The 24,749-nt window shown below is 52.3% G+C and carries 20 protein-coding genes and 1 pseudogene; 11 read left to right on the forward strand and 10 right to left on the reverse strand.

What is annotated here, in order from left to right:
* Positions 1-117 precede the first annotated feature (117 nt).
* The 4 genes from BM200_RS26230 to BM200_RS26245 are packed head-to-tail and all read left to right on the forward strand — an operon-like array spanning position 118 to position 5,617.
* On the forward strand, positions 118-852 hold the full coding sequence (locus tag BM200_RS26230) for an ABC transporter ATP-binding protein (RefSeq protein WP_091189757.1): 735 nt from the start codon (positions 118-120) through the stop codon (positions 850-852).
* Positions 830-1,852, forward strand: coding sequence for an efflux RND transporter periplasmic adaptor subunit (locus BM200_RS26235; protein WP_175533031.1), 1,023 nt, complete (start codon positions 830-832; stop codon positions 1,850-1,852). Before BM200_RS26230 ends, BM200_RS26235 begins: the two co-directional genes overlap by 23 nt.
* 39 nt (positions 1,853-1,891) lie before the next feature.
* Complete coding sequence (locus tag BM200_RS26240; RefSeq protein WP_091189760.1) at positions 1,892-4,735, forward strand: ABC transporter permease; 2,844 nt, start codon at positions 1,892-1,894, stop codon at positions 4,733-4,735.
* A 3-nt stretch (positions 4,736-4,738) separates the two neighbouring features.
* On the forward strand, positions 4,739-5,617 hold the full coding sequence (locus BM200_RS26245) for an ABC transporter ATP-binding protein (protein ID WP_091189761.1): 879 nt from the start codon (positions 4,739-4,741) through the stop codon (positions 5,615-5,617).
* Here BM200_RS26245 and BM200_RS26250 read toward each other — a convergent pair.
* Both BM200_RS26250 and BM200_RS26255 read right to left on the reverse strand, forming a co-directional pair.
* Positions 5,614-7,875 (reverse strand): ATP-binding protein, encoded by a 2,262-nt coding sequence (locus BM200_RS26250; RefSeq protein WP_091189763.1) that lies wholly within the window; start codon positions 7,873-7,875, stop codon positions 5,614-5,616. The genes BM200_RS26245 and BM200_RS26250 overlap by 4 nt on opposite strands.
* Positions 7,876-8,197: 322 nt before the next feature.
* The gene (locus BM200_RS26255; RefSeq protein ID WP_091189765.1) at positions 8,198-8,701 is read right to left on the reverse strand and encodes a hypothetical protein; all 504 of its coding nucleotides are present in this window, start codon (positions 8,699-8,701) and stop codon (positions 8,198-8,200) included.
* A gap of 207 nt (positions 8,702-8,908) precedes the next feature.
* On the opposite strand from BM200_RS26255, the gene BM200_RS26260 reads away from it, so the two are divergent.
* From BM200_RS26260 to BM200_RS26275, 4 genes are all read left to right on the forward strand, one after another.
* Complete coding sequence (locus BM200_RS26260) at positions 8,909-9,139, forward strand: hypothetical protein (protein WP_091189767.1); 231 nt, start codon at positions 8,909-8,911, stop codon at positions 9,137-9,139.
* Between the two features lie 152 nt (positions 9,140-9,291).
* Positions 9,292-10,038: a type I methionyl aminopeptidase gene (gene map / locus BM200_RS26265; protein WP_091189768.1), complete on the forward strand. Its 747-nt coding sequence runs from the start codon at positions 9,292-9,294 to the stop codon at positions 10,036-10,038.
* Between the two features lie 282 nt (positions 10,039-10,320).
* On the forward strand, positions 10,321-12,546 hold the full coding sequence (locus BM200_RS26270; RefSeq protein ID WP_091190129.1) for a bifunctional 2',3'-cyclic-nucleotide 2'-phosphodiesterase/3'-nucleotidase: 2,226 nt from the start codon (positions 10,321-10,323) through the stop codon (positions 12,544-12,546).
* Positions 12,547-12,724: 178 nt separating this feature from the next.
* Positions 12,725-14,695, forward strand: coding sequence for a GTP-binding protein (locus tag BM200_RS26275; protein ID WP_091189770.1), 1,971 nt, complete (start codon positions 12,725-12,727; stop codon positions 14,693-14,695).
* Here BM200_RS26275 and BM200_RS26280 read toward each other — a convergent pair whose 3' ends face one another.
* Positions 14,696-15,736 carry a YeiH family protein gene (locus tag BM200_RS26280; protein ID WP_091189771.1) on the reverse strand — a complete coding sequence of 347 codons (1,041 nt, stop codon included), beginning with the start codon at positions 15,734-15,736 and terminating at the stop codon, positions 14,696-14,698.
* A gap of 123 nt (positions 15,737-15,859) precedes the next feature.
* Between BM200_RS26280 and BM200_RS26285 the strand changes: the two genes are divergently transcribed.
* The gene (locus BM200_RS26285; protein WP_091189773.1) at positions 15,860-16,756 is read left to right on the forward strand and encodes a LysR family transcriptional regulator; all 897 of its coding nucleotides are present in this window, start codon (positions 15,860-15,862) and stop codon (positions 16,754-16,756) included.
* A gap of 54 nt (positions 16,757-16,810) precedes the next feature.
* Here the strand turns inward: BM200_RS26285 and BM200_RS26290 are convergent.
* The 5 genes and pseudogenes from BM200_RS26290 to BM200_RS26310 all read right to left on the reverse strand — a co-directional run.
* A pseudogene (locus BM200_RS26290) lies at positions 16,811-16,993 on the reverse strand (tautomerase family protein); the annotation flags it as partial.
* Positions 16,994-17,030: 37 nt separating this feature from the next.
* Positions 17,031-17,663, reverse strand: a complete 633-nt coding sequence (locus BM200_RS26295) for a DsbA family oxidoreductase (protein ID WP_091189776.1) — start codon at positions 17,661-17,663, stop codon at positions 17,031-17,033.
* Positions 17,663-18,202, reverse strand: a complete 540-nt coding sequence (locus BM200_RS26300; RefSeq protein ID WP_091189777.1) for an NAD(P)H-dependent oxidoreductase — start codon at positions 18,200-18,202, stop codon at positions 17,663-17,665. Before BM200_RS26300 ends, BM200_RS26295 begins: the two co-directional genes overlap by 1 nt.
* Before the next feature lie 192 nt (positions 18,203-18,394).
* Positions 18,395-18,964 carry a TetR/AcrR family transcriptional regulator gene (locus tag BM200_RS26305; protein ID WP_091189779.1) on the reverse strand — a complete coding sequence of 190 codons (570 nt, stop codon included), beginning with the start codon at positions 18,962-18,964 and terminating at the stop codon, positions 18,395-18,397.
* Positions 18,965-19,071: 107 nt separating this feature from the next.
* Positions 19,072-20,046, reverse strand: a complete 975-nt coding sequence (locus BM200_RS26310) for an aldo/keto reductase (RefSeq protein ID WP_091189780.1) — start codon at positions 20,044-20,046, stop codon at positions 19,072-19,074.
* 207 nt (positions 20,047-20,253) lie between these two features.
* Between BM200_RS26310 and BM200_RS26315 the strand changes: the two genes are divergently transcribed.
* The gene (locus tag BM200_RS26315; protein ID WP_175533032.1) at positions 20,254-20,667 is read left to right on the forward strand and encodes a glycosyltransferase; all 414 of its coding nucleotides are present in this window, start codon (positions 20,254-20,256) and stop codon (positions 20,665-20,667) included.
* Between the two features lie 3 nt (positions 20,668-20,670).
* Here the strand turns inward: BM200_RS26315 and dapA are convergent, their stop codons facing one another.
* The gene (dapA, locus tag BM200_RS26320) at positions 20,671-21,543 is read right to left on the reverse strand and encodes a 4-hydroxy-tetrahydrodipicolinate synthase (protein WP_091189783.1); all 873 of its coding nucleotides are present in this window, start codon (positions 21,541-21,543) and stop codon (positions 20,671-20,673) included.
* A gap of 134 nt (positions 21,544-21,677) precedes the next feature.
* On the opposite strand from dapA, the gene BM200_RS26325 reads away from it, so the two are divergent.
* Positions 21,678-22,556, forward strand: a complete 879-nt coding sequence (locus BM200_RS26325; RefSeq protein ID WP_091189785.1) for a LysR family transcriptional regulator — start codon at positions 21,678-21,680, stop codon at positions 22,554-22,556.
* A 53-nt stretch (positions 22,557-22,609) separates the two neighbouring features.
* Here the strand turns inward: BM200_RS26325 and BM200_RS26330 are convergent, their stop codons facing one another.
* Positions 22,610-24,703, reverse strand: coding sequence for a multicopper oxidase family protein (locus BM200_RS26330; RefSeq protein ID WP_091189786.1), 2,094 nt, complete (start codon positions 24,701-24,703; stop codon positions 22,610-22,612).
* Positions 24,704-24,749: the final 46 nt, after the last annotated feature.

Consider the following 24,749-nt stretch of genomic DNA (forward strand, 5'->3'; position numbering starts at 1 on the left):
AAATGGCATTTACACCCTCTGTAAGTTCCTGTAAAATCCAAGTCAACGACGAATTTTGACAGCGGTTACATATTAGAGGGCGAAAATATAGGCCTGAGAAAAAAGGGGTTGAGGCGAATGACGTATTCTGCTCATGACGCCAGGAATGATGAGCCGCTAGCAGCGGAGCAGACCCTGCTTAGGGTGGAAGGCTTGAAGCGTACGTTTGGACGAGGCTCCGGCGCTGCAGTTGTCCTGCAGGGCGTTAATCTATCGATCGCGCGAGGGAGGCTTGTTGCCCTGAAAGGCCGTTCCGGCTCGGGGAAAACAACGCTATTGAATCTGCTGGGAGCGCTGGACCAGCCGACGGAAGGCAGCGTGGATTTTGACGGCGTTGTACTAAGCGGACTGTCTGACAAAGCACGGGGGGACATCCGCAGAACGCAGATGGGGCTGATCTTCCAGTCGTTTGCGTTATTTCCGCTTATGTCAGCCTATGAGAATGTAGAGTTTGCGATGCGGATTGCCGGCGTTCCGGCTTCGGCCAGAAAAGAAGCGGCCTTGCAGGCGCTGGATTATGTCGGACTTAAGCCTCGCATGCATCACCGTCCGTTCGAAATGTCCGGCGGCGAGCAGCAGCGGACCGCCATTGCCCGGGCAATTGCACACAAACCTAAGCTGCTTCTGGCGGATGAACCTACTGCTGAGCTCGACAGCCGGACCGGCCTGCATATTCTGAGCGTGCTGCGTGATCTGGTGCGGGAAGAGGGCATGACCGTCGTGATGACAACGCATGATCCGGCCATTATGGAAATCGTGGATGAAGTCTATGAATTGGAGGATGGAACCATTGTTGAAGCTGCGAAAGTTTAATCTGGCGATGTCATTGATTGTTAGCTTGTCCCTGCTTGCAGGCTGCTCCCTTATTCCGGCCGAAGAGGAGCCGCTGAAGCCGCCGCTTGTGAAGCCTGCGGAGCAGAATTATTCGACCGATGAAGTAAAAATGGGGGATATCCGCCGTGAGGTGAAAGGCTCTGGCGTGTTCGAGTCAACGGCAAGCGAGCTTGCGCAGTTCAAATCGCAGGGCGGCCGGCTCAAGAAGCTGTATGTATCCTCCGGTGATGAAGTGAAGAAAGGTGATCTGCTTGCCGAGCTTGTGGTAGACGGTCTGGATGTGCAGACGCTGGAGCAGAAGCTTGGGCTGGAACGGGCTGAGTATGCGCTGAAGCAAGCAAAGCAGGCCGGCAATGAGCAGGAGATACATATCGCGCAGCTGCAGCTGGAGATCGAGAAGCTGAAGCTGGACAAGCTGGAGCAGACGGCCGAGCAGAGCAAGCTGCGGGCAACAATGAATGGACAGGTCGTGTTTGTCGAGGAACTGGCTGAAGGGGATTTCGTGCAGCCTTATCAGACGCTTGTGCGGGTGGCAGACCCTTCGAAGCTGCGGTTTTCTTACCGCTCCTCGGATGCCGGCAGCATCGGCGAGGTGCAGGTGGGCATGAACGCCGTGATTAGCGCCGGCAAGAATTATGAATCGACTGGCAAGGTTGTGCAGACGCCGTCTTCGGCACCGCTGACGACCGATCCGGATTTGAAGGCCAAATACGGCAGCACGTTATATGTGAACGTAGACAAGCTTCCGGAGGATGCGGAGATTGGCTCAAGCGCGAACGTATCCATTGTCCTTGTCGAGCACAAGAATGCGGTCCTTATACCGAAGAGCGGACTCCGTTCCTATCTGGGACGTACGTTTGTCCGCGTGCTCGACGGGAAAGCTTTGCGGGAAGTAGATGTTGAGGTAGGCATCCAATCATCAACAGAGGTTGAAATTGTACGCGGGCTGAAGGAAGGCCAGACGATCGTTCTGAACTAATTCGTTTTATACCACATTTTGTGAAGTGGAGGCTTACCTGTGGCTTTATTGTCCATGATTGTGCGTAAAATGACGCAAAACAAATGGCTGGAGCTCAGCTTGCTGATCGGGCTTGTCATTACAGTCGGCTTAGTCTCCAGCATTCCGACGTATACGGAGGCCATTCTCTCCCGCATGCTGGTGAAGGAGCTGGAAGCATCAAAGCTGAGCTCTTATCCGGGCACCATGAATATGCGATTTACCTATATTGGTGTGAACAACGCGGAGCAGCGCATCAAGCAGATGAAGACAAATGAACAGTTTATGCAAAATAAAGTGCTTCCCCTTATCCCTGTTGACCTGCTTGAGCGGACTTCGGATCTGACCACATCGGCATTTGATCTCAGTTCCGAGTTGCCTCCTCCTCCCAATGAGAAGAAGAAGGTATACCGCACGAGCCTGGCCACCGTCAAGGATCTCGAGCAGCATATCAAGCTGGTTGACGGACGTATGCCGGCGGATAAGCCGGTGGACGGAGTCTATGAGGTGCTTGTTACGGAGAAAGGCCTGAACAATCTGCATACCGTACTGGATTCCGTGTTTGTCTTCGAGGATGTGAACAAAACCAAGGTCCGGGTAAAGCCGGTTGGCATTATGACGAAGAAGGATGATGATGATCTCTTCTTCCTGTCGCCCGATCTCGGCGGATTCACCAACTCCCTTGTGATGAACAGCGATGTGCTTGATCGGGAATTTATTCAGACGCAGCGCTTGCTTGTGAATTCGAACTCTTGGCATATCGTACCTAAGTATGAGGATTTGGAGCTTCGCAATATTGACCGTTATTTACAGGCAGCCGAGGTACTGAAGGCGCAGGTGAAGTCCAACTATCACTACACGCTTGAAGCGCAGTATGTCGAAGTCATCGAGCGGTACTTCAAGAGCTCAGAGAACTTGCGGGTTCTGATGTGGTCGCTTAACGTACCCGTGCTGGCGATGCTAGGGCTGTACGTGTTTATGGTATCGAACCTCATTACGAACCGGCAGAAAAACGAGATCGCCGTCCTGCGCAGCCGCGGCGCCGCCCGCTGGCAGATTATGCTGTCCTACTTGGTGGAGTATACGCTGCTTGGTGCAGTGGCCGTTGCCGCCGGACCACCGCTTGGGCTGTTCCTGACCAAGGTGCTTGGTTCCTCGAACGGATTCATGTCCTTTGTCAAGCGGTCCGGCATCCGTGTCCATCTGAACAGCGAGGTGTATGTATACGCGGCAGCAGCTGCGGTTATCGCCCTGATTGTGATGCTTGTGCCGGTTATCTTCGCAACCAAAACAACAATTGTCGGCCATAAGCAGCAGATGGCCCGCATGCAGCAGACACCGTTCTGGCATAAGCTGTTCCTTGACGTGATTGCCCTTGCCGTCTCCCTGTACGGTCTTCGGGTGTTCCATGAACGGATGAAGACGCTGCAAACCTTGGGTCTTGATAATGAAGCGCTCCATATTGATCCGCTGCAGTTTGCCGTACCTGCTTTATTTATTCTTGGCGGCGGCATGCTGCTCTTGCGGGTATATCCCTACTTCTTAAGGCTGATCTATTGGATAGGGCGCAGATGGTGGCCGCCATCCATGTATGCGACCCTCATTCAGGTTGGCCGATCGAGTGCCGGCTATCAGTTCCTGATGGTCTTCCTGATGATGACGATCGCAACCGGGATGTTTAGTGCGAGCGCCGCCCGCACCATTAATCATAACTCGGAAGACCGGATCCGGTATGCGAGTGGGGCAGATGTTGTTCTGCAGGCGAATTGGCCTAATGACAAGCCGCCGGAAATGCCGGGGGGAGGCCCGCAGCAGCAAGCTGCTGTCACATTGACCAAACCGGTTATCCACTATTCGGAGCCGCCGTTTGAGCCCTATACGAAGCTGGCCGGCGTCGAAAGTACGGCAAAGGTATTGATCCACGATAATGCTTCTTATAGTACGGAGGAGGGCTCCGGCTCGGCCAAGCTGATCGGAATCGATTCGGATGAATTCGGACAGACGGCCTGGTTCCGCGACGGACTGCTCGATTATTCGTTCTATGATTATTTGAACCTGATGGCCGCTGCGCCTAATGCCGTGCTGATCTCGAAGACATTGGCCGATGAAGAGCAGCTGAAAGCCGGAGACACGATCTGGGTAGGCTGGGAAGGCATCGATATGCAGCCGTTTATGGTGTATGCGGTTGTGGATTATTTCCCGACCTTTAATCCGAATCCGCGGGATGCGGAGACCCCTGCGCCGAAGCTTATTGTGGGCAGCCGCCTGCAGATTCAGACCTATCTGTCGCTAGAGCCTTATCAGGTATGGCTGAAGCTGAAGCCTGGCGCAAGCGTTAATGACTTGTACCGGGATATTGAAGACAAGAATCTGGGCATTGTCGATATTACCGATATGAAAAGCAAGCTGAGCACGGCCAAATCCGATCCGTTCCTGATGGCCGTTAACGGCACGCTAACGCTTGGTTTTATCATCTCGCTCGTTATCAGCTTTGCCGGATTCCTGCTCTATTGGACGTTAATTCTGCGAGGACGGATGCTTCAGAACGGCATTATGCGGGCAATGGGCTTGTCGCTTCGCCAATTGATCGGGATGCTGACGGTCGAGCAGCTGCTTACGTCGGGGGCCGCTATTGTGATTGGTTTGGTCACGGGACTCACGACCAGCCGGCTGTTTGTTCCTCTGTTCCAGAATGCCTTTGATGCGAAAAAGCTGGTGCCGCCGTTCCGGGTTATGGTGGATCCGATTGACTCCATCCGGATTTATATCTTCGTCGGGTCCACGATCTTGATCGGGCTTGCGATTCTGGGCTACATGCTCTCGCGCCTCAAAATTCATCAGGCCATTAAGCTGGGGGAGGATTAAGCGTTGATACACTGCGAAGGTTTGGTCAAAATCTACAAGGCGAACGAGCTGGAAGTGTTCGCGCTGCAAGGCCTTGACCTCCATGTGGAGGATGGTGAGCTGATGGCGATTATCGGCAACAGCGGCAGCGGCAAATCCACGCTTCTGAACATGCTGGGCGGGCTCGACCGCCCGACAGCAGGAAGCCTGACGGTTGACGGCAAGGATCTGATGAAGTTCAAGGAACGGGATTTCGTCAAATATAAGAGGGAAAGCGTTGGCTTCGTCTGGCAAAATAACGCCAGAAACTTGATTCCTTACCTGACCGCGCAGCAGAATGTGGAGCTGCCGATTCTGCTGAACGGCCGCCGCAAGCAGCAGCGGGCTCGGGAGCTGCTCGATGCGGTGGGATTGTCCCACCGCGCCCATCATAAGCTGCAGCAGCTGTCCGGCGGGGAGCAGCAGCGGGTGGCAATCGCCATTGCCCTGGCGAACCATCCACGGCTATTGCTCGCCGACGAGCCTACCGGCTCGGTGGACACGAAGATGGCGGCTCAAATCCTGGAGCTGTTTCGAAAGTTAAACCGGGAGCTTGGCCTTACGGTTGTTATCGTTACGCATGACCCGGAGCTTGCCCGCAAGGTCGACCGCGTCGTTTCCATCCGTGACGGCAAGATTTCTTCCGAGATGCTTCGACGCAAATCGTATATAGAGGAGCTTGCGGAGCTTGAGGAAGGCGAGGCAGAGAAGGAATCTCATGTCGAGTATGCGGTGCTGGACAAAGCAGGCCGCCTCCAAGTGCCACAGGGCTATTTGGAAGCGGCCGGATTCAAGGATCATCGCAAAGCAAGGGTGCAGCTGGAGAACGGCAGAATTATGCTGACTCCGCCTGAGGAAGGTTAGTATAGCGGAATACGGATTTCGACGCAGGTTCCTGCACCAAGCTGGCTGCTGTACTGCATATTTCCGTTATGATTCTGGATAATTTGTTGACTGATCATAAGGCCGAGGCCATTGCCCTCGGTCTTTCGCGTGAAGAAAGGCTCGCCTAGCCGTGCCAAATCCTCTTCCGGAATGCCAATTCCCTGGTCCTTAATCCGGATCAGGATAACTTGCTCCGACTCGCGGACTAGCTCGAGAGTCAATTCTCCGCCGTCAGGCATAGCTTCCATGCCGTTCTTCATCACGTTAACCAGCACTTGCTTGAGCTGATTGGATTCGCACATAAGCGGCGGAATTCCGGCATCGAGACGGGTAATCATCTGAACATTATGGATATTGGCCTCCGAGTCGAGAAGAACAACGATATCATTCATAACGGTATACAAGTCGGCTTCCTGATAACGGTCAGCCTGCGGCTTTGCAAAGACGAGGAACTCGCTGACGATCAGGTTTATCCGATCAAGCTCGGAGAGCATAATATTCAGATACGATTTGTCCAGCTTGGCGTCCTTCTGAAGCAGTTGGACGAAGCCGCGCAGGGTTGTAAGGGGATTGCGGACTTCATGGGCTACCCCCGCTGCGAGCTGCCCGACAACCGAAAGCTTTTCCGAACGCCGTAATATTTCCTCGGTCCGTTTGCGTTCCGCAATATCCCGGGCGATGGATGCATAGGCAACCATTCGGCCCTGCTCGTCTCTTATTCCTGACAGGGTTATGCTGACTTCAACAGGCATGCCATTCTTACCGTACAGCATGATTTCGTAGTCCGTCACTTCTCCGCCATTTAGAACGAGTTCTCCTTTTTCTCTAAGATCGATCAGAAGCTCTGACGTAAACATGGGGAGTTTCTGACCAACGGCTTCCGCCTGTGTCCATCCGAACATCGTTTCGAACGCTTTGTTAACATCAATGGTCCTGCCTTCAAGGTCAACCACATGAATGGCGTCGGAGGTGTTATTGACGAAAGACTCCAAATATTGCTGCGTATGGAGGAGCTCCTTGGCTGCTGCGGTAAGCTGCGTCTGGTAGCTGTACAGATTTGAGCTCATCGCATTAACCTGTGAAGCAAGAGTTCCAAATTCATTGTTGCTGTCGATAATGATCTGTTCCCCGAAGTTGCCCCGAGAGATCTCGTTCATCCGATTGAAGATAAGCTGCAGCGTGCGGATCATGAGTCCTGCAATAAATGAGCTTGAAACCACGACGGCTGCCATTAAGCCTAATGAGATCAAAACCTGAATAAGAAGCTGATGGTATAGAGGCTCTTTTATCGCCGCGTAGTTGAAATTGACAACAATAACGGATTTGCTTGTCCCGGACATCGGGATAAAGCTTTTCATTACTTTATGGCCGAGAATCTTGGCTTTGGTCGTTATAATACGACCGGTCTGATCAGCCTTCATCAGGTTGGTGTAATCATGGATATCTATATAGTTGTACTGCCCGAATATCATACTTTTATTATCGAGTTTGTAAGGAGGTACGGATTCATTTAAGACTAATACCTGCGGATCCTTATAGAAGGCCGGGTTGAACCCCGAAACCTCAAGAATCGAAGGATTATCGTCAATGATTTGCTGCGCAATAGCATCACTGCTCTTCAAGTTCTCCAGATTATAGAACGCTCCGGCATGAACAATCGGATTAATCAGGTAATTGTATTTGTCATTATAATAAAACCCGAGTTTATTGACGTCATTGAGGTCAGAAGGGATGATCGTAATTGGCGGCGACCAGAAATGATTCAGCTTTTGTCCCTGGGGAATGATGACCTGGCGCAGCTCGAACAGCTGACTAAAGGCGGTATACCAATAGCCTAAAGCTTTGGAGCTTGCACCTATGGCCTTCGGATTGGATGATTTCTGAGCGGTAATATCATCTCCGTCTTTTGCCCATAACGTAATATAATCAACGCCTAAATCCCGGCTCAGCCTGTCCAGCTGCTCATTGCTCACATTGGCAATATCGGGATCAAGCCTCATTTGCGCGGAAATAGCAGCAAGACGGAGTTTCTCGCCAACAGAATCCTCGATTAACTGTTTGGATTTCTGCGCAGCGTCAAGCGTCCCGCCGATCTGCTTGGCAATGCCGATCATTTGTTGCTCGGCTTCTTTTTTTAGTTGGGAAGAGGTCGAGAAGTAGTAAATCGAGAGATTCAGACTTAGAATGACGATGACCGTCAATGATATGAACCAGGCCAGCTTGGTCTTGATAGACAAAACGGTATTCCTCCTGAAGGTTTTGCGCAGCAATAGGATTATTTTACCACAAAAGGATAATTGAAATTTTTGAGCCGCAAAAAACGGAATTCTATTCTGGCGATAAAACCTACCTCTTAAGCTCTTCTTCGAAAGGCCTCGAAAGAGGTTTTCTCACATATGAAATCTAGTATATCGCAGTTGGGAAGGCGCGAACATAGCGGAATATGTCGAAAGTCCTTATTCTCAGCAATTGGAAAAGAAATACTGTTTTTACTAAGGAATCGGATAAAAAACAAAAGGAGCAGCCTTTGTCCGGAGGCAGCTCCTTTAATGTTAGGTTTTAGTGTTCCCTGCGGCGCATAACCAGTGCAGCAGCCCCTGCAATAATAAGGGCAATAGCGAGGAACGGACGGATAACCTCCACTTGATTGAGGAATGTACCAAGCGAGAATACCGCGAAGAACAAGAGCCCAAGAACGACCAGAATATTGATCGGGATCAGCAGCCATTTGTTCCGGTTGCCGAACCAGTAGAACTCGAAGAGGCCGGCAGCGACCGCGATAATAAACCCTGGCCACATGTATTCCCAATTATCGAACAGCATGGCGATCTGAGACGTCACTCCGGACACCAGCAGGATACCGCCGGGGATCAGGACACCAATGCCTTTGCGGCCGGTCATAGAGAAATACAGCCAGTGGAAAAACAATCCGAGCGGGATTACGAATAAGCTCGGCCAGAAGTAGCCGAACAGATTGCCCGGCCCAAAGGTTGTTCCTTTATTCAACAGTAAGTATGCACCGAGAAGAATAAATACAGGGCCAAGAATGGTCCTTTTATTCATTGCGCTCATCTCCTTTAGGTACAGCATATCATGCGGTTTTTTAGAAGTCCTCATTCTTTAGGTCACAACGGGAACCCGACTAAAGTCCAGTCCTGTAAAAAATTCGTCGTATTAGTCATAATCTCACAGTTTACGACAATTTACACCTCTTGTGGGTTTCTATGAAAGCGCTACAATTAAGATATAAACGAATAGGAGGTGAGCACGATGAGCCATGATGATGAAATCGTTCAAGCAGCGGAGGAATCCGTAGAAGAAGTGGCAGCGGCTGAAGAAGCTGCTGAGGAAATTGCCGAAGAGGTTGTAGCGGCTGCCGAGGAAGAGGCAGTTGAAGCAGCTGAAGAGGAAGCGGCGGTAGCTGAAGAAGAAGCTGCTGTTTCTGAAGAAGAAGAGGCTGATGCTGAAGAAGCATCCGATAACGAAGCAGAAGAACAATGATTACGGTCATTTTACAAATAAAAGGTTAGTCAATAATCCCCTTCGGGTCCGAAGGGGATTATTTTATTTTGGCATGGAGGATATAGTATTTGCATGTAAGCTTGTCGCTTTGGTATGCTCTTTATTGATCACCAAATAAGGGAGAAGCACACATGATTATAATTAAGACTGAGGCGGAAATTAACCGCATGCATGAAGCCGGCAAAATTCTTGCCGAAATCCATAGACAAATTGCCAAGCTGATCGCACCTGGCATTACGACCCATGAGATTGACCAATTTGCAGAGAAGCTGATGAAGCAATATGGGGCAACGCCTGAACAGAAAGGCTACAAAGGTTACCAATACGCAACCTGTGCTTCGATAAACGATGTGATCTGCCACGGCTTTCCGAAGAAGGAAAAGCTGAAGGACGGCGACATTGTAACGATCGATATGGTCGTTAACTTAAACGGCTGGCTGGCAGACTCGGCATGGTCGTATGCGGTCGGCAGCGTTTCGGAAGAGGCGGATCGTTTGCTGCGGGTAACCAAGGAGTCGTTGTACAAAGGGATCGAGCAGGCTGTTGCCGGCAATCGTATCGGCGATGTGTCCCATGCCGTCCAAGCATATGCCGAAGCGGAAGGCTTCTCCGTTGTTCGTGACTTTATCGGCCATGGCATTGGTCAGGAGATGCATGAAGATCCGCAGGTGCCGCATTACGGCCCGCCAAACAAAGGTCCGCGTATTAAGGAAGGCATGGTCTTCACCATTGAGCCGATGCTGAACGTTGGCACCTATCAAATGAAGATTGATCAGGACGGATGGACAGCCCGCACAAGAGACGGCAAGCTGTCCGCGCAGTATGAGCATACGATTGCGATTACGGCGAATGGTCCGATTATTCTGACCGAGCAATAAACAGCTTCGAATAAGGGATTTCGCCCAAGGCGGCTCACGCGCTGCCAGGGACGAGGTCCCTTTTTTTATACATAGAAGAGCGCTTTGTTTTACATCTGTTCACTCCCTCTCTGAACGAAAGAAAACCTTACATAATTAGTAATAAAATTACAAAATAATTGCGTGACAATTCAGAATTATTCCCCTAAAATGAGGAAAATGATGCCGCCATCATCCTTCATAACATCGCTGCGTCAGGTGAGTATCAACAAATAGGGATAGAGAGAGGGAGGATTTCGTTTGGTGAAGTCGAGGAAAACAACATGGAGACGAGCTCTCGCAACTGCAGCAGCAGCGGGATTAACCGTGATGCCCTTTTCCGCAATAGGTTCTGCAGCAGGCAGCGGGACTACGGTTGAGCTGCGGATTTTGGAGACGACCGACCTGCACGTGAACATCGTGAACTATGATTATTTTGCGGACAAGCCTACGGATGAGTATGGTTTCGCCAAGACGGCAACGCTGATCAGGCAGGCCAGGGATGAAGCGGCGAACAGCCTTTTGTTCGATAACGGTGACCTGATTCAAGGAAATCCGCTGGGCGACTATGTGGCAACGGTGGATCCGCTGCAGCAGGGGGAGACGCATCCCGTCTATAAGGCGCTTAATCTGCTTGATTACGATGCGGGCAATATCGGCAACCATGAGTTTAATTACGGACTCGATTTCCTGAAGACCTCGCTTGGAGGGGCAGACTTCCCGTATGTGAATGCGAATGTTTATATCGATGACGGCGATAAGGATGAGACGAACGACAAGAACTATTTTACCCCTTATCTTATACTCGACAAGGAAGTAAAGGATAACACCGGCGCCGTTCATACGCTGAAGGTTGGCGTAATCGGTTTTGTGCCGCCGCAGATTCTGCAGTGGGATAAGGCCAAGCTGGAGGGCAAGGTCATTACGAAGGATATCGTGAAGACGGCAGAGAAATTCGTGCCGGAGATGAAAGCGAAGGGTGCCGATATTATCGTGGCCATTCCGCATTCCGGCTTTGAAGATATTCCGCAGACGGATCTGATGGAGAATTCGGTACTTTATCTGAGCAAGGTGAAGGATATTAACGCGATTCTGTTCGGCCATGCGCATAAGGTATTCCCGGACAAGTCGTTTGAAGGCAAGTCGGGCGTTGATCTGACGAAAGGAACGATCAACGGGGTGCCTGCGGTAGAGCCGGGCTTCTGGGGCAATAATCTCGGTATTATTGATCTGACACTGCAGCTGGAAGGCGGCAAATGGACCGTGGCGGATTCGAAGACGTCGGTGAAGCCGATCTTCGATGCCGTAAACAAGAAACCGCTCGTGGATGCGGATCAGGAAGTGCTGGACGCGGTAGCGGAAGATCATCAGCACACGCTTGATTATGTGCGCGGCCCTGTAGGGACAACAACAGCGCCAATCAACAGCTACTTCGCTCTGGTGCAGGATGATCCGTCCATTCAAATTGTGACGAATGCGCAGAAATGGTATGTGGAGAAGCAGCTTCAAGGCACCGATTATGAAGGAATACCGGTGCTTTCGGCAGGTGCGCCGTTCAAGGCGGGCGGACGCCAGGGGCCGGCTTATTACACCAATATTTCAAAGGGCAGCATCGCCATTAAGAACGTAGCCGACCTTTACCTGTACTCGAATACAGTAAATGCCGTGCTCGTAACGGGCGCGGAGCTGAAGGAATGGCTGGAATGGTCGGCTGGGCAGTTCAACACCATTAACCCGGCATCTGCGGATAAGCAGGAACTGATCAACTATGACTTCCCGACCTATAATTTCGACGTTATTGATGGGGTCACTTACCAGATCGATGTGTCCAAGCCGGCGAAGTATACCGCAACCGGTACCGTAGCGAGCGCGGACTCCAGCCGGATTGTGAACCTGAAATACAATGGAAAGCCGATTGACCCGGCGAAAAAGTTCGTCGTTGCGTCAAACAACTACCGTGCTTCGTCGAGCAAATTCGCGAATCCGGACGGCAAGCGGATCATTCTGGCTTCACCGGATGAGAACCGCCAGGTCATTATCGACTACATCCGTTCGTTCAAGACGATTAACCCGTCAGCAGACGGCAACTGGTCGCTTGCTCCAATCAATGACAAAGTGAATGTTTCCTTCAAGACATCGCCTGACGCAAAAGCTGCAGCGAATTCGATCAAATCGCTTTCCTACGTAGGAGCAACCGAAGACGGTTATGCGGAATTCAAGCTGAGCTTTGCAACGCCGGAAATGACGGTTCCTGAACCGCCGGCGAAGCCCGATCCGAAGCCGCCTGTGAAGCCGGAACCACCTGCAAAACCTGATCCAAAGCCGGAGGCTCCAGCCGATATGGTCTACATCGTAAAGAAGGGCGATACGTTATGGGCTATTGCCAATAAATACGACACGACCTGGCAGAAGCTTGCCAAATACAATAAGCTGAAAAATCCGAATCGGATTTACGTCGGTCAAAAGATCCTTATCCCGGCAAATAAGTAAGACTGCGCGGTAAATAAAAGGAGATTTTCGTAGATATGAAGCGGTAGCTTCAGATGGGATAAGCAGAAAAAACAGCCCTCGGGCTGTTTTTTTGTTGCTGATTTGGCCCGGCAGGTTTACGCTAGGCTTAAGAACAACAAGTGCCGCTGGCTGCGGCAGGAATGGGAGAACCAAAGCGATGACGGGCAGGGACAACGCCAGACGGCGTAATGTAGGTATCTTTGCGCATGTTGATGCGGGGAAAACAACAACAACGGAGCACATGCTGTTCGTCAGCGGTCGAACACGATCACTTGGCAGCGTGGATGCGGGAACAACATTAACAGACTGGCTTGATGTGGAGAAAGAGCGGGGTATTTCCGTACGTGCGGCAACGACCTCCTTTGTATGGAAAAATACGAATATTAACCTTGTTGATACGCCGGGGCATGTCGATTTCTTATCCGAGGTTGAGCGTTCGCTTCGGGTGATGGATGGCGCCGTACTGATTCTATCAGCCGTTGAAGGGGTGCAGGCACAGACGGAGATGATCTGGAGTGCGCTGCGCAAGCTCCGGATTCCAACGATTATTTATATTAATAAAATGGACCGGATTGGCGCTGACCGGGAAGCGGTTCTGCGCGATATTCGCAGCTACCTGTCGCCGGATATATTGGAGGTGCAGCATCCGCTTGGGAGCGAGCAGCAGTTCATGGGCGCTGTGGATTTATGGGGGCCTGATGCGGATGAGGAGTCGTTCACTGCTTTAGTGGAAGCGATTGCGGAGCGTGAGGAAGAGCTGCTTCAGCGCTATATAAGCGGGGAAGCGGAGGATTGGAAGAGCCATGCGGCCGGGATGACGAAGCGGGCGGAGCTTTTTCCTGTTGTTTATGGCGCCTCCGGCAAGGGAATTGGGGTAACCGAATTGATGGATGCCGTCATTGATTATCTGCCTGAGCCTGGTGGGGACCGGGATGCACCTCTGTCAGGCATTGTGTTCAAGATTGAGCGTGACAAGACGATGGGGCGTATGGCGTTCGTCCGGCTCTACGAAGGGACGATGCGCAACCGCGATGTAATCCGTAACTATACGCAAAATATCGATGAAAAGGTGACGCAGATCCGCAAGGTGGAAGGCAGCCGTTCGGAGGATCTTGGCATGCTGGAAGCCGGCGACATTGCGGCTGTATGCGGCATTTCGCATGTGCGGATCGGAGATATTATCGGTGTTCCCGATGCCGTGCCGGAGGAAGTGCGGCTTGCCGTGCCGCTGCTTACGGTGCAGGCTCATTGGGCGGATCAGCAGCAATATCCGGCGATGGTACAAGCTCTGCAGGAGCTGTCGGATGAAGATCCGCTGCTAGATGTACAGTGGCTGCAGGAGGAGCGGGAGCTGCATGTGAAGGTAATGGGGCCCATCCAGTTGGAGATTCTCGCCAGCGTACTGGAGAACCGGTACGGGCTGCAGGTGAAATTCGGTCAGCCTTCTGTTATCTATAAGGAGACGCCAAGCCAGCCGGGCGAGGGCTATATCGCGTATCTGATGCCGAAACCATGCTGGGCGATTCTGCGGTTCCGTATTGAGCCAGGCGAGAAGGGCAGCGGTCTGCGCTATGAGGCCTTCGTTCGCTCGGAGGATTTGCTGCCGCAATATCAGAACGAAGTGGCAAGACGCGTACCGGAGGCGCTGCAGCAGGGGCTGAAGGGCTGGGAGGTTGTTGACCTCAAGGTCACGCTGATCGAGGGCCAGCATCATGTGTGGCATACGCATCCTTTGGACTTTGCCGTAGCAACGCCAATGGGGATCATGAACGGCCTTGCTTCGGTTGGCACGAATCTGCTGGAGCCCGTGCTGCAATTCCGTATCGTGGTACCGGAGGAAAACGGCGGCCGCGTCATGAACGATCTGATTCTTATGCGCGGAACATTCGAGGCGCCAACGCTGCATGGCGACCGGCTTGTCATCGAAGGGCGAGTGCCCGCGGCCACCTCGCTCGAGTATCCGATGGAGCTGAACTCGCTGACGAAGGGACGGGGGACGATCGCGACCTTCTTCTCCGGTTATGAGGAATGCCCGCCGGATGTGACAGCGGAACGGACGCGCCGCGGCGTGAATCCGCTTGACCAGTCGAAATATATACTAAGCGTACGCAAGGCGCTGCAAGGATGATTAGTAGACGAACCGAATAAGAAGCAGCGTGACGGCCGACAGCAGTACGGTTGTGGCTGCCATGGCGGCAAGCGGCCTTAATGCCTTGGCACGCAAGGCACGGAGATCTACGTTTAGCCCAAGACCAACCATAGCCATTGCCAGCAGAAAGGGTGGAGCCTGCTGCAGGAAGGTCATCAAATGGGCCGGGATTTCGAATGCGGTGCCGGGAGTGAGGCTGCCAAGCACGCTCATCAGGACAAAACCGATAAGAAACCAGGGGAAAGCAACGGTTGTACCCGGTGTTAAGGTGCCTTTGCGCTTCATCATGAACACGAGGATAAAGCTGACGGGTACTAGGAGCAGTACGCGGCTCAGCTTTGCAAGCAGGCCGGCTTCAACAGCTTCCTGACCGGCGGCGCTTGCCGCGAGCGGCACATGGGCGATTTCATGCAGGGTAAGTCCGCTCCAGATGCCGTATTGAGTGTCTGTCAAGGGAAGCACGGGCAGCAGAACCGTATAGCCGATAGCGGCAATCGTACCAATTAGCGCAATGAGTCCGGCTCCGGCGGCGGTATCTTCATCTCTTGATTTCAAGATGGGCGATACGGCTGCAATTGCAGCCGCTCCGCAAATGCTGGTGCCAATGCCAAGCAGGAGCGATAGTGGAGTATCGGCTCTCAGCTTGCGAGCGATAAGCAGCGTACAGAAAGTGGCGAAGGCCGCCGTAACCGCCCCTTGCAGCAGAAGCGCCGGTCCTTGATGGAGCAGGGTGCCAATGTTGAGCCGAAGTCCGCATAAAATAATAGCCAGCCGAAGCAAATACTTTGAGGCAAATGGAATACCTGCACGAAGCCTCTCCGGATAACCGAAAAATTGACGGGCGATGATCGTTCCGGTCAGAGCCAGAGCCATTTGACCAATATGATCAAGAACCGGCAGCCGGGCAAGATAATAGGCAGCGACAGCAACGGCAGCTGTCAGCGCAAGGCTATATATCCACTCCAGCATTGGAATACGGCGTTTATGTTTAGAAGTAAAAGCATGGACCAGTGTACTCATCCGTATCACCTCAAAGTTGTTGGTGGTTGATGGCTCAAGCATACCTGAAGCCTTATGATAAGGAAAATAAATAGTTATAATAGTTATCATAATTAAATTCTTATGATTGGAGTGCAGATGGCCATGGATCAATCGTTAATTGTCTTTATGACGGTTGCAGAGAAGCAAAATTTCACGCGTGCCGCCGAGGCGCTCCATATGACCCAACCGGCGGTCAGCCAGCATATTCAAGCACTGGAGAGCAGCATTGGCACCAAGCTGCTCGACCGAAGTAATAAACATGTCCGGTTAAATAAAGCGGGGGAGATCGTATACAGGCATGGCAAGGAGATGGAGGGGCTGTATACCCGCATGCAACGGCTTGTAGATGATCTGATGTTTACTGCAAGCGGGTCGCTTTCCATTGGGGCCAGTTATACCTTCGGCGAGTACGTGCTGCCGCATGCGATAGCGTATTTGCAGACTCATTATCCGCTCATAAGACCAACGATAACGATTGGCAACACGAAAGACATAAGCGCACTTGTAGCCGGCGGTCAGCTTGATATTGGTATCGTCGAAGGCGAGCTGGGGCTTGAGAAGCTGCATGCCGAGTCATTGGCCAAGGACCAGATGTATGTTGTAACGTCGTCGCTGCATCCGATTGGCACAGCGGATGATATAGATGCTGCAAGGTTGCAGCAGGAGACCTGGATCGTAAGGGAGGAGGGCTCGGGAACACGGGAAGTAACGGAGCGGATGTTTCTGGAGCAGGGGCTGAATCCGGAGAACCGCATGGTGTTTGGAAGCACGCAGATTATTAAGGAATCTGTCGAGGCAGGCCTTGGCGTCTCGCTATTATCCCATTGGGCGGTTCGCAAGGAAATTGCGCTCGGGACCATTAGCAAGCTGACAGTTGGCGGCAGACCGGTGGAACGTGATTTCTCGCTGCTTACCCAGCTTCATCAGCAGCATACGAAGGCAGCCGAGCTGTTTATTGCTATTTTGCGGGAGCAGAAGGGCTGGCCGGAGCAGGCATGAAAAAATTCTCCTAGCCATTAGATGGCTAGGAGAACAACCTGCGGCACACGGATATTAACTCTCCGAGCCAGCCTTTTGCGCAGCCAACTTCCGGCGATACTCCAGAGCCGGAAGACCGCCCCAACCCCAGTTATCGGTATCGACTTCTTCAATAACGACAAAGGTCGATTCGAGCGGCTTATTCAGTACGTGAAGCAGCAATTCGCTGACGCCCTTAATAAGGGCAGCTTTCTCTTCCGCGGTGACTGAATCTCTCTCAGGAGATCGTTAATGCTTAATCCTGCATAAATGCATGGATCAAATCTGCAGGCGATTGCAGGCCGGATAGGGCGAACTTCCCGTTTATCATATAAAAAGGAACGCCTCGGATGCCAAGCTGCTGAGCGTCACGCTGTCCTTCTTCCACCTTCTCAAGACCTTCTCCTTTAAGAAGACGGGCTTTAAGCGCCACGGGATCATTCGTGATCCCGCTCGCCAGCGCGATTTCCGCAAGCTGGTCCACATCGCCGAGATTTACTCCTTGTTCAAAATAAGCGTTGTACAAATTCTCAATCAAATTCGATTGCAGGTGTTCCGGCGTTATCGCTATCAACTGATGCGACAACACCGTGTTTGGCGTATATTTCACCAGATCCATATTGTAAATCAGGCCGAAATGAGCTCCCGTTTCGTTATACTGCTTCATTCTTGCTTCAAACTGAGCTTCTCCGCCCAAGCGGCCGATCATGACCTTCCGGTAGTCCTCGCCTTCCTTGCGAATGCCGGGGTTCAACTGGTACGCATGGTAGCTAACCGTAGCGCTTGTGCCTTCCGGAAGCTCCTTCAGCGCAGTTCTCAGGCTAGCATCCCCCATCCGGCACCAGGGACATACCGTATCCATATAAACGTCGATTGTTATGTTTTTCATTAGACCATCATCACCGGTCTAACCGTCTTAAGGTGCTCGACGTAGGCTTTGCTGCTTTGCGCCAGACGCTCAGGCGTTACATCGGATGTGTCGTTCACCGCGAAGTGCGGCAGGTAAACCGCGCTGATGAAACGCGCACTCGCTTGAAGCGGCGCCAAAATTTGCTCCAGCGTAAAGCCGTTGGAACCGGTTGGCTGATACGATTCCGCTGTGCCGTAAGTCGAAATCGCGGCACCGATTTCTTTGCCTTTTGTTGCGGTAGCTTCAGGACCGTAAGCCCAATTGTACTGCAATACGGAATCGAGCCATTTTTTGAGAAGCGGCGGCGTGCTGTACCAGTAGAGCGGGAATTGGAAGATAATGCGGTCATGCGCTTCAACCAGCTTTTGTTCACGCTGAACGTCGATGTTCTCGTTCGGATATTCCTTGTAAATTTCGTGGATCGTGATGTCTCCTTGTTTCTTCAGCTCTTCGACCCATGCTTTGTTCCAGTTGGATGTTTCCAGGTTAGGATGTGCTACGATTATGAGTGTTTTCATTTGATTCTCTCTCCATTCCTCTGTTGGTTTAATTGTTGTTGGCAAATGCTGCGTTATGCATGAAAATGCATTTCTGTAATAGCCTCCATCTGGTTTGGGCTTGAACCCTCATCCCATATAACGTCCCCTCGCCAATCATTATCTATCTACTAAAAGGTAGATTTAGCAGAGAAAAATATCCGCTTTGACTGCTTAAGTTAAAGCGGATATGACTCCGTCGGCAATAAAAGTAAACCGATTTACATCCCGAAAGCTTCTCGCAAGCAGCTGCGCTCCTTGAAGAGCGGCCAGAATAATGTGTGCCTGCAAGCTTGCCGCGCCTTCAAAACGCAGCTGCCCTTCACGGCGGCCTTCTTCGAGCACGCGCTCCACCCACGCTAAATTGGCGGTAAAGAAATCAGCCAGCTTTGCTCCAACCTTCTCCGACAAGGTAGCCAGATCCGAAGAGAGCATCACGCTGAGGCAGGTGCAATAATTATCGACCGGAATGCTGAAGATATTGACGTATTTGCGTAACTTCTCAAGATTGTTCTGCGTCTCGCCGTCAATTTGAGTAATGGTTGCAACAAATTCCCTTTGGTACCGGGTAATTAACGCCTCTCCCAGATCCTCCTTATTCGGAAAATGATAATGAATACTTGCTGTGCGGATACCGATCTTCTCTGCGATGTGCGCGTAGCTAAAGCCGTTAAAGCCGACTTCCTGCACAAGAGCTTGGGCTGTATCAAGAATCAACTCTGCCGTTTTTTTGTTACTGTTCATGTACGGATTCTACCTTTCAGTAGGTATAAAAGTCAAGGTTATATTTCATCCAAAAATTTGAAGTCTGATCATGCCATTCCAAGCAAGAACGATACGCATCCGTTTGCCTATGGCAAACGGTACAGCGCAAACGGCTCTCCGTTACGGAAAGGCCGGCTTAGCGTATCAAGCTCTTCTAATGCTGCGGCATCAAGCGGCAGCTCAACGCTGCCCAGATTATGCTCCAATTGCTCCTTGCTCGTCGCTCCCACGATCACGGTGGATACAGTGGGCTGCTTCATCAGCCATGCAAGAGACAAGACGCTGGCTGAGCAGCCGAGCTTGTCTGCCAGGCTGCTGACCTGGCGGCCGAGCGCAAGGTTGCTCTCGCCGAAGAAGCGGGTGAAGCCCGGATTGGTCGCGGCGCGCGAGCCCGCTGGAGCTTCTTCCCCGGCACGGTATTTTCCAGTCAGAATCCCGCCTGCAAGCGGGAAGTACGGGATGATGCCCACGCCCTGATCGAGACATAGCGGAACCAGTTCGCGCTCCGGCGTCCGGTCGGCCAGCGAGTAGCTTGTCTGCGTGGAGACAAACCGGCTCAATCCAAGACGGTCGCTGAGGCCAAGAGCTTTCATCAGCTCCCATGCGGCATAATTGGATGCTCCGATGTACCGGACTTTTCCCGAGCGGACCATATCCTCGAGTGCCCTCAACGTTTCCTCGAGCGGAGTCTCCGGGTCGAAAGTATGGATTTGATAAAGATCGACGTAGTCGGTCTTCAGCCGCTTCAAGCTGTCCTCCAGCTCCAGCATCAGATGATATCGGGAAGAGCCTTTTGCATTAGGGCCTTCACCTTTTGGAAGACCTGCTTTGGTTGCAAGCACAACCTCATGGCGTCTGCCTTCCAGAGCGGTCCCGATGATGGATTCCGACGCTGTTGCCGAATAAATATTCGCCGTATCGATAAAGTTAATGCCGCGGTCAATAGCCGTATGCAGAATACGTGCCGAAGCAGCCTCGTCCGCCCGTGAGCCGAAAGAGTTCGTCCCGAGCCCCAGCGCAGACACTTTCAGTCCGCTTCCTCCAAGCCGGTTATATAACATGGTCATCCCTCCCATTTAAATTTTGGATAAATTCGTTGCAGATAGTATAGCAAACAGTACGGAATGGATGCTATATTTTTAGTAAGCTAGTCTGCTATATTTGACATAAAAGTAAAGCGCTTACTTATACTAAATTAAGGGAGATTTAAGCTGTATCGATTATAGTAGCACGAAAGAGCAACATTTTGTCCGAAGGGGATGGGGAAAATGACGCGTCTGCCAGTTACCTACTCAATTATCGTGCCGGTCTGCAATGACGAGGAAGTGCTGTTTGGCGCCTATAAGCGCCTGAAGCAGATCATGAAGCCTGCCGCGGCCAGTTATGAATTTATATTTGTCGATAATTACAGCACTGACCGTTCGGCCGATATGCTGCGTGTCTTTTGCGCGGCTGATGTCCGGGTCCGGGTCATCTATTTGTCGGTCCGCTGCAGTCATGCTGCCGCCATCGCGGCAGGCATTGACCATGCGGTTGGCAGCGGTATCGCTATTATGGAAGTGAAGCCTGTAGACCGCAAGGCAGACATGGCCGAGCTGGCAAGCCCGCATCCGGGCTATACCATTCGGGCACTGGAGGGCTTTACGCATTCCCCGCTTTGGGATTCGATCCCTGCCGGTTAATAACTACAGCCATGAAGAGAGCTGCTGCTGAAGCTCCTCCGAGACAGGAGTAAGCGGCATGCGGATATGATCCGATGCGATGCTGCCCTGCCGGGCAAGCAGCCATTTGAGCGGTGCGGGATTAGGCTCCTGGAACAGGAGACGGATCAGAGGCAGCAGGGTGAGGAAAGATTGCCTGCTTGCTGCAAGCCGATCTTGCATGAGCTGTTCATACACCTCGACAAACGACGACGTCCGGACATTCGCAGAAGCGAGCATGCCTCCGGCTGCGCCGCTGCACAGCATGGCATGGAAATAAATATCTTCACCGCATAATACCGGTTTATGGTTTCCGCTGCGGGCAAGCTCGAGCATAAGCTCGATGCCGCCGGAGCTGTCTTTGATTCCGATCACGCCGTCCAGATCCAGAATAGCCTTCACGGTATCCGGCGCAAGGCGTACTCCGGTACGCGCAGGAATCTCATAAGCAATAACCGGGAGGCCCGTGCCGGCTGCCTGTCTATAATGTTCAATAATGCCTTCCTGCGATGGGCGGCTGTAATAAGGCACAACAACCAGAGCTGCATCTGCGCCCAGCTCGCCTGCGAATGCCGTTTTCCGCACAGTTGAAGCTGTATCATTTGTTCCCGTCCCTACAACAACAGGTTTGTTCGCCGGTTGGCAGACAGAACGTGCTGCTGCAGTAAGAGCCGCCATTTCTTCCAGCGTCACGGTTGGCGCTTCGCCGGTTGTACCATTCACAACAATGCCATTCGCACCATCCTCAAGCAGCTGCCTCACATAGGGCTCGAATGAAGCCAGATCCAATTCTCCGTCTGCCCGCATGGGCGTCACAACAGGTACGTATATCCCTCGCAAATCTTGTTCCTTCAGCATTTAACAGCGCCTCCCTCTATAAACTTAAGAACTCTGTCTTTACTGTAGCATGACTCAAGTATTACAGTTATCTATAATGATTCATGAACGTCATCAATAATATTAATAATAAAGAGAGGGACAGAGGTGGGAGCATGGAGCTGGTATATTTGCAAACCTTTTGCGAGGTGGCAAGAAGGCGTAGTATTACGCGGGCAGCGGAAGAGCTTGGTTATGCGCAGTCCAGCGTCACGATTCAGATTCAGAAGCTGGAAAAAGAATACGGCGCACCGCTCCTCGAGCGGTACGGCAGGCAGATGCGGCTCACGCCTCCGGGAGAGAAGCTGTATACTCTTGCGGTTCAAATGCTGGAGCTGTACAAGCAGTCCAAGGAAAGCGTTGCGGGTTATGCGGGAGGGACGCTTGTAATCGGGGCGATTGATTCACTGGCGGCTTATTTTCTTCCTCCATACCTGAGGCAGCTGAGGCAGCTGTTTCCTGAGCTGACCATTCAGCTTCAGCCGGACCGGGAATCGCACATCATCGGCAAAGTGAAGGATGGGGAATATGATATTGGGCTGCTGCTTGATGCCAAGCCGGCCGATTCGGCTCTTGAGTGCCAAGCGCTTAGAGAAGAGCCACTGGTGCTGGTTGCGCCCGCAGGCCATCCGCTTGCAGGGCAGCCTCATATTGGGCTTCATGATCTAAATGGCTTGGAGCTGATTATGTCAGAGGAAAGCTGTGTGTACCGGGGGATGTTCGAAAAGGTGCTGCAGGAGAGCGGGATTGCGTTTACCGCCTTGTTCGAGCTGGGCAATCCGGAGGCTGTGAAGCAATGTGCGGTGAACGGTCTTGGCCTCGCGCTGCTTCCTCAAATGGTTGTCGCGGAGGATATCCGGCAGGGAAGATTAGTCGCGCTCCCGTTCAGCCATCCGGATATCCGCTTTGACTTGCAATATTTGATTCATCCCCGCAAGTGGATGTCCCAGCCGCTCCAGACGCTTATCCGGCTGCTGGGAAGAGGACAAGAGTGAATATGCAAGAAGACGCGCAGCTTCCCTTCGGGGGAGTGCCGCGCGTCTTTTTGTCATTCCGGATGATTATGCGTAGCGGTGCCTACCGTATAAGGCGATGTAATCCCTTCATACATCAAATGCATCGTCATGCCGGCCGCCGCATGGGCGAGATTATGACAATGGTCCATCCACAGCCCCGGATTATCGGCGATAAAGGCTACTTCATATACTTCGCCCGGAGCCGTATCCAGCGTATCTGACCACCAAGGGCTGCCTGTTACGGCTTCGCCATTACGCGAAAGGACAAGCATGTGATGCCCATGCAGATGCATCGGATGGTCAACGGCACCGCGATTTACGATTGTTGTCTTCACAAGCTCGCCTTCGCGTACCATAAACATCGGCGTATCCGGGAATACTTTGCCGTTAATCGTGTAATTCATGGCTAATTTACCGTTAAAGAAGCCAAGCTGATTATCCAGCACCATCGTAAACTCCCGGTCAAAATGGCTGTTCGCATCAAAAGGCGCAGAAGCCGGCGTACCATAATGCGTCGGATCAAAGACGGGCAGGTTCGGCACTTGTTCAGGCAGTTCGCCTTGGCCATTCGGACTCATGACGATGCCAAGCTTCCCGCCCTGGCCGACATTTAAGGTGACCGGCGAGTCCGGCATAATGAAGGTCACATCATAACGGCCGCCTGTAGTGAGATCGAGGCTTACATTCGTAAGGTCTCCTGGCTCATGCAGCTCCGTCCCGTCGATCGCAGCCACCTTGAACTTCGTTCCGAGCAGCTTGTAGGACTGACGGACCCAGTCATCCGTATTCGTCAGGCGAAGACGGACCGGGGTTCCCGGCGCAATCTTCATCTGCTGAATGCCGTCGTTATCGCCGATAGCCACGCCGCCTCCCTCCCAGATATGAGTAATCACCGTAATGTCCTTCACGTCTTGAGGCATCCCTTCCTCAGGCTCCGCGACAAGTGAGCCGAAGAGCCCTTTTGCCACGGCTTCCTTCGAATCCTGATGGGAGTGATACCAGAAGGAGCCGACCTGTTCGGCGACAAACCGGTACGTATATGTTTCACCCGGCATGACGGCATTTTGCGTTGCGCCGGCTACACCATCCTCCGCATTTGGAACGTCAAGGCCATGCCAATGAAGAGTAACGCCTTCTGTAATATCTTTATTGATCAGCTTAACCTCTACCAGCTGCCCTTTGTGGAACCGCAGCTCCGGGCCGGGGATTTGGCCGTTATAGGTCCACGCTTCTACGGTACGCCCGGAAGCCAGCTTGACGGTCTTTTTCTCGGCGGTCAAAGTATACAAGACATCAGGCGTTCCTTCCGCCGGTCCTGTCAGGCTGTCTACGGAAACCTCCTTGACCGGTTCAACTGATGCGGTGACGGCGCCGCTATGATGGTGATGAGCAAGCTTTGTGCCGGTTCCGTTATCCATCGGGCCAGCTGCCATGGAGAGGGTCTCCGGCAGCCGGCTGGCCTGAAGGCCGCCGTAGAACGGGATGCTTCCCAGCGCAAGCACAGCCAGAAGTACGGCCATCCGCCGCAATAAACGCATCCAGGGACGATTGACAGGCTTTGTTCCTGTCAGGCTGACTCTCGAACTGCGGTTAAGATGCGTCAGCCATAGCGCCATGCTTGCAATCAGGAGTATGACAAGCGGAACGGTTCCGTTTAGCATGTCGAATGGAATAGTCGTGGTGAAGGTCCAGTACATGCCGGTTAAAGAACCCAGCGCCACGAATTGATAAGGCGCAACCAGCGCAGGCTGTGAGGCACGGCTCAGCAGTCTGACATCAAGCGGTGCATCTGTCTTGCGCATGGTTGCCTGCCGGATCCGGCGAAGGCGTGGGAAGGATGTCAGCCACACCATCAGCATCGGAACGATCAGAAGAGGCGGAATAAGCAGGCGGTCCTGCCAGAAGACTTGTTCCGACACGGCCATAAGCCAAATAATGCCGCCAAGAACACCTGCGCTGGATATAGAAAGGAATACAGCCCAGGTTATTAATTTACGTGCTTTTCGGTTCAGGTTTGCTTCAGTCCCGCTGAATAGCAGGGCGGATGCCTTGTTGCCGGCAATCCAGGCGAGCAGCAGAGTAAGGAACAAGGCGCCCCTTACAACGCTAATAGCTGCAAAATACATACAATCGTTTCCTCCGTCCCGGTCGTTGCCGCGGAAAATAGTACAT

Source organism: Paenibacillus catalpae (genome assembly GCF_900112695.1).
Lineage (GTDB): Bacteria > Bacillota > Bacilli > Paenibacillales > Paenibacillaceae > Pristimantibacillus > Pristimantibacillus catalpae.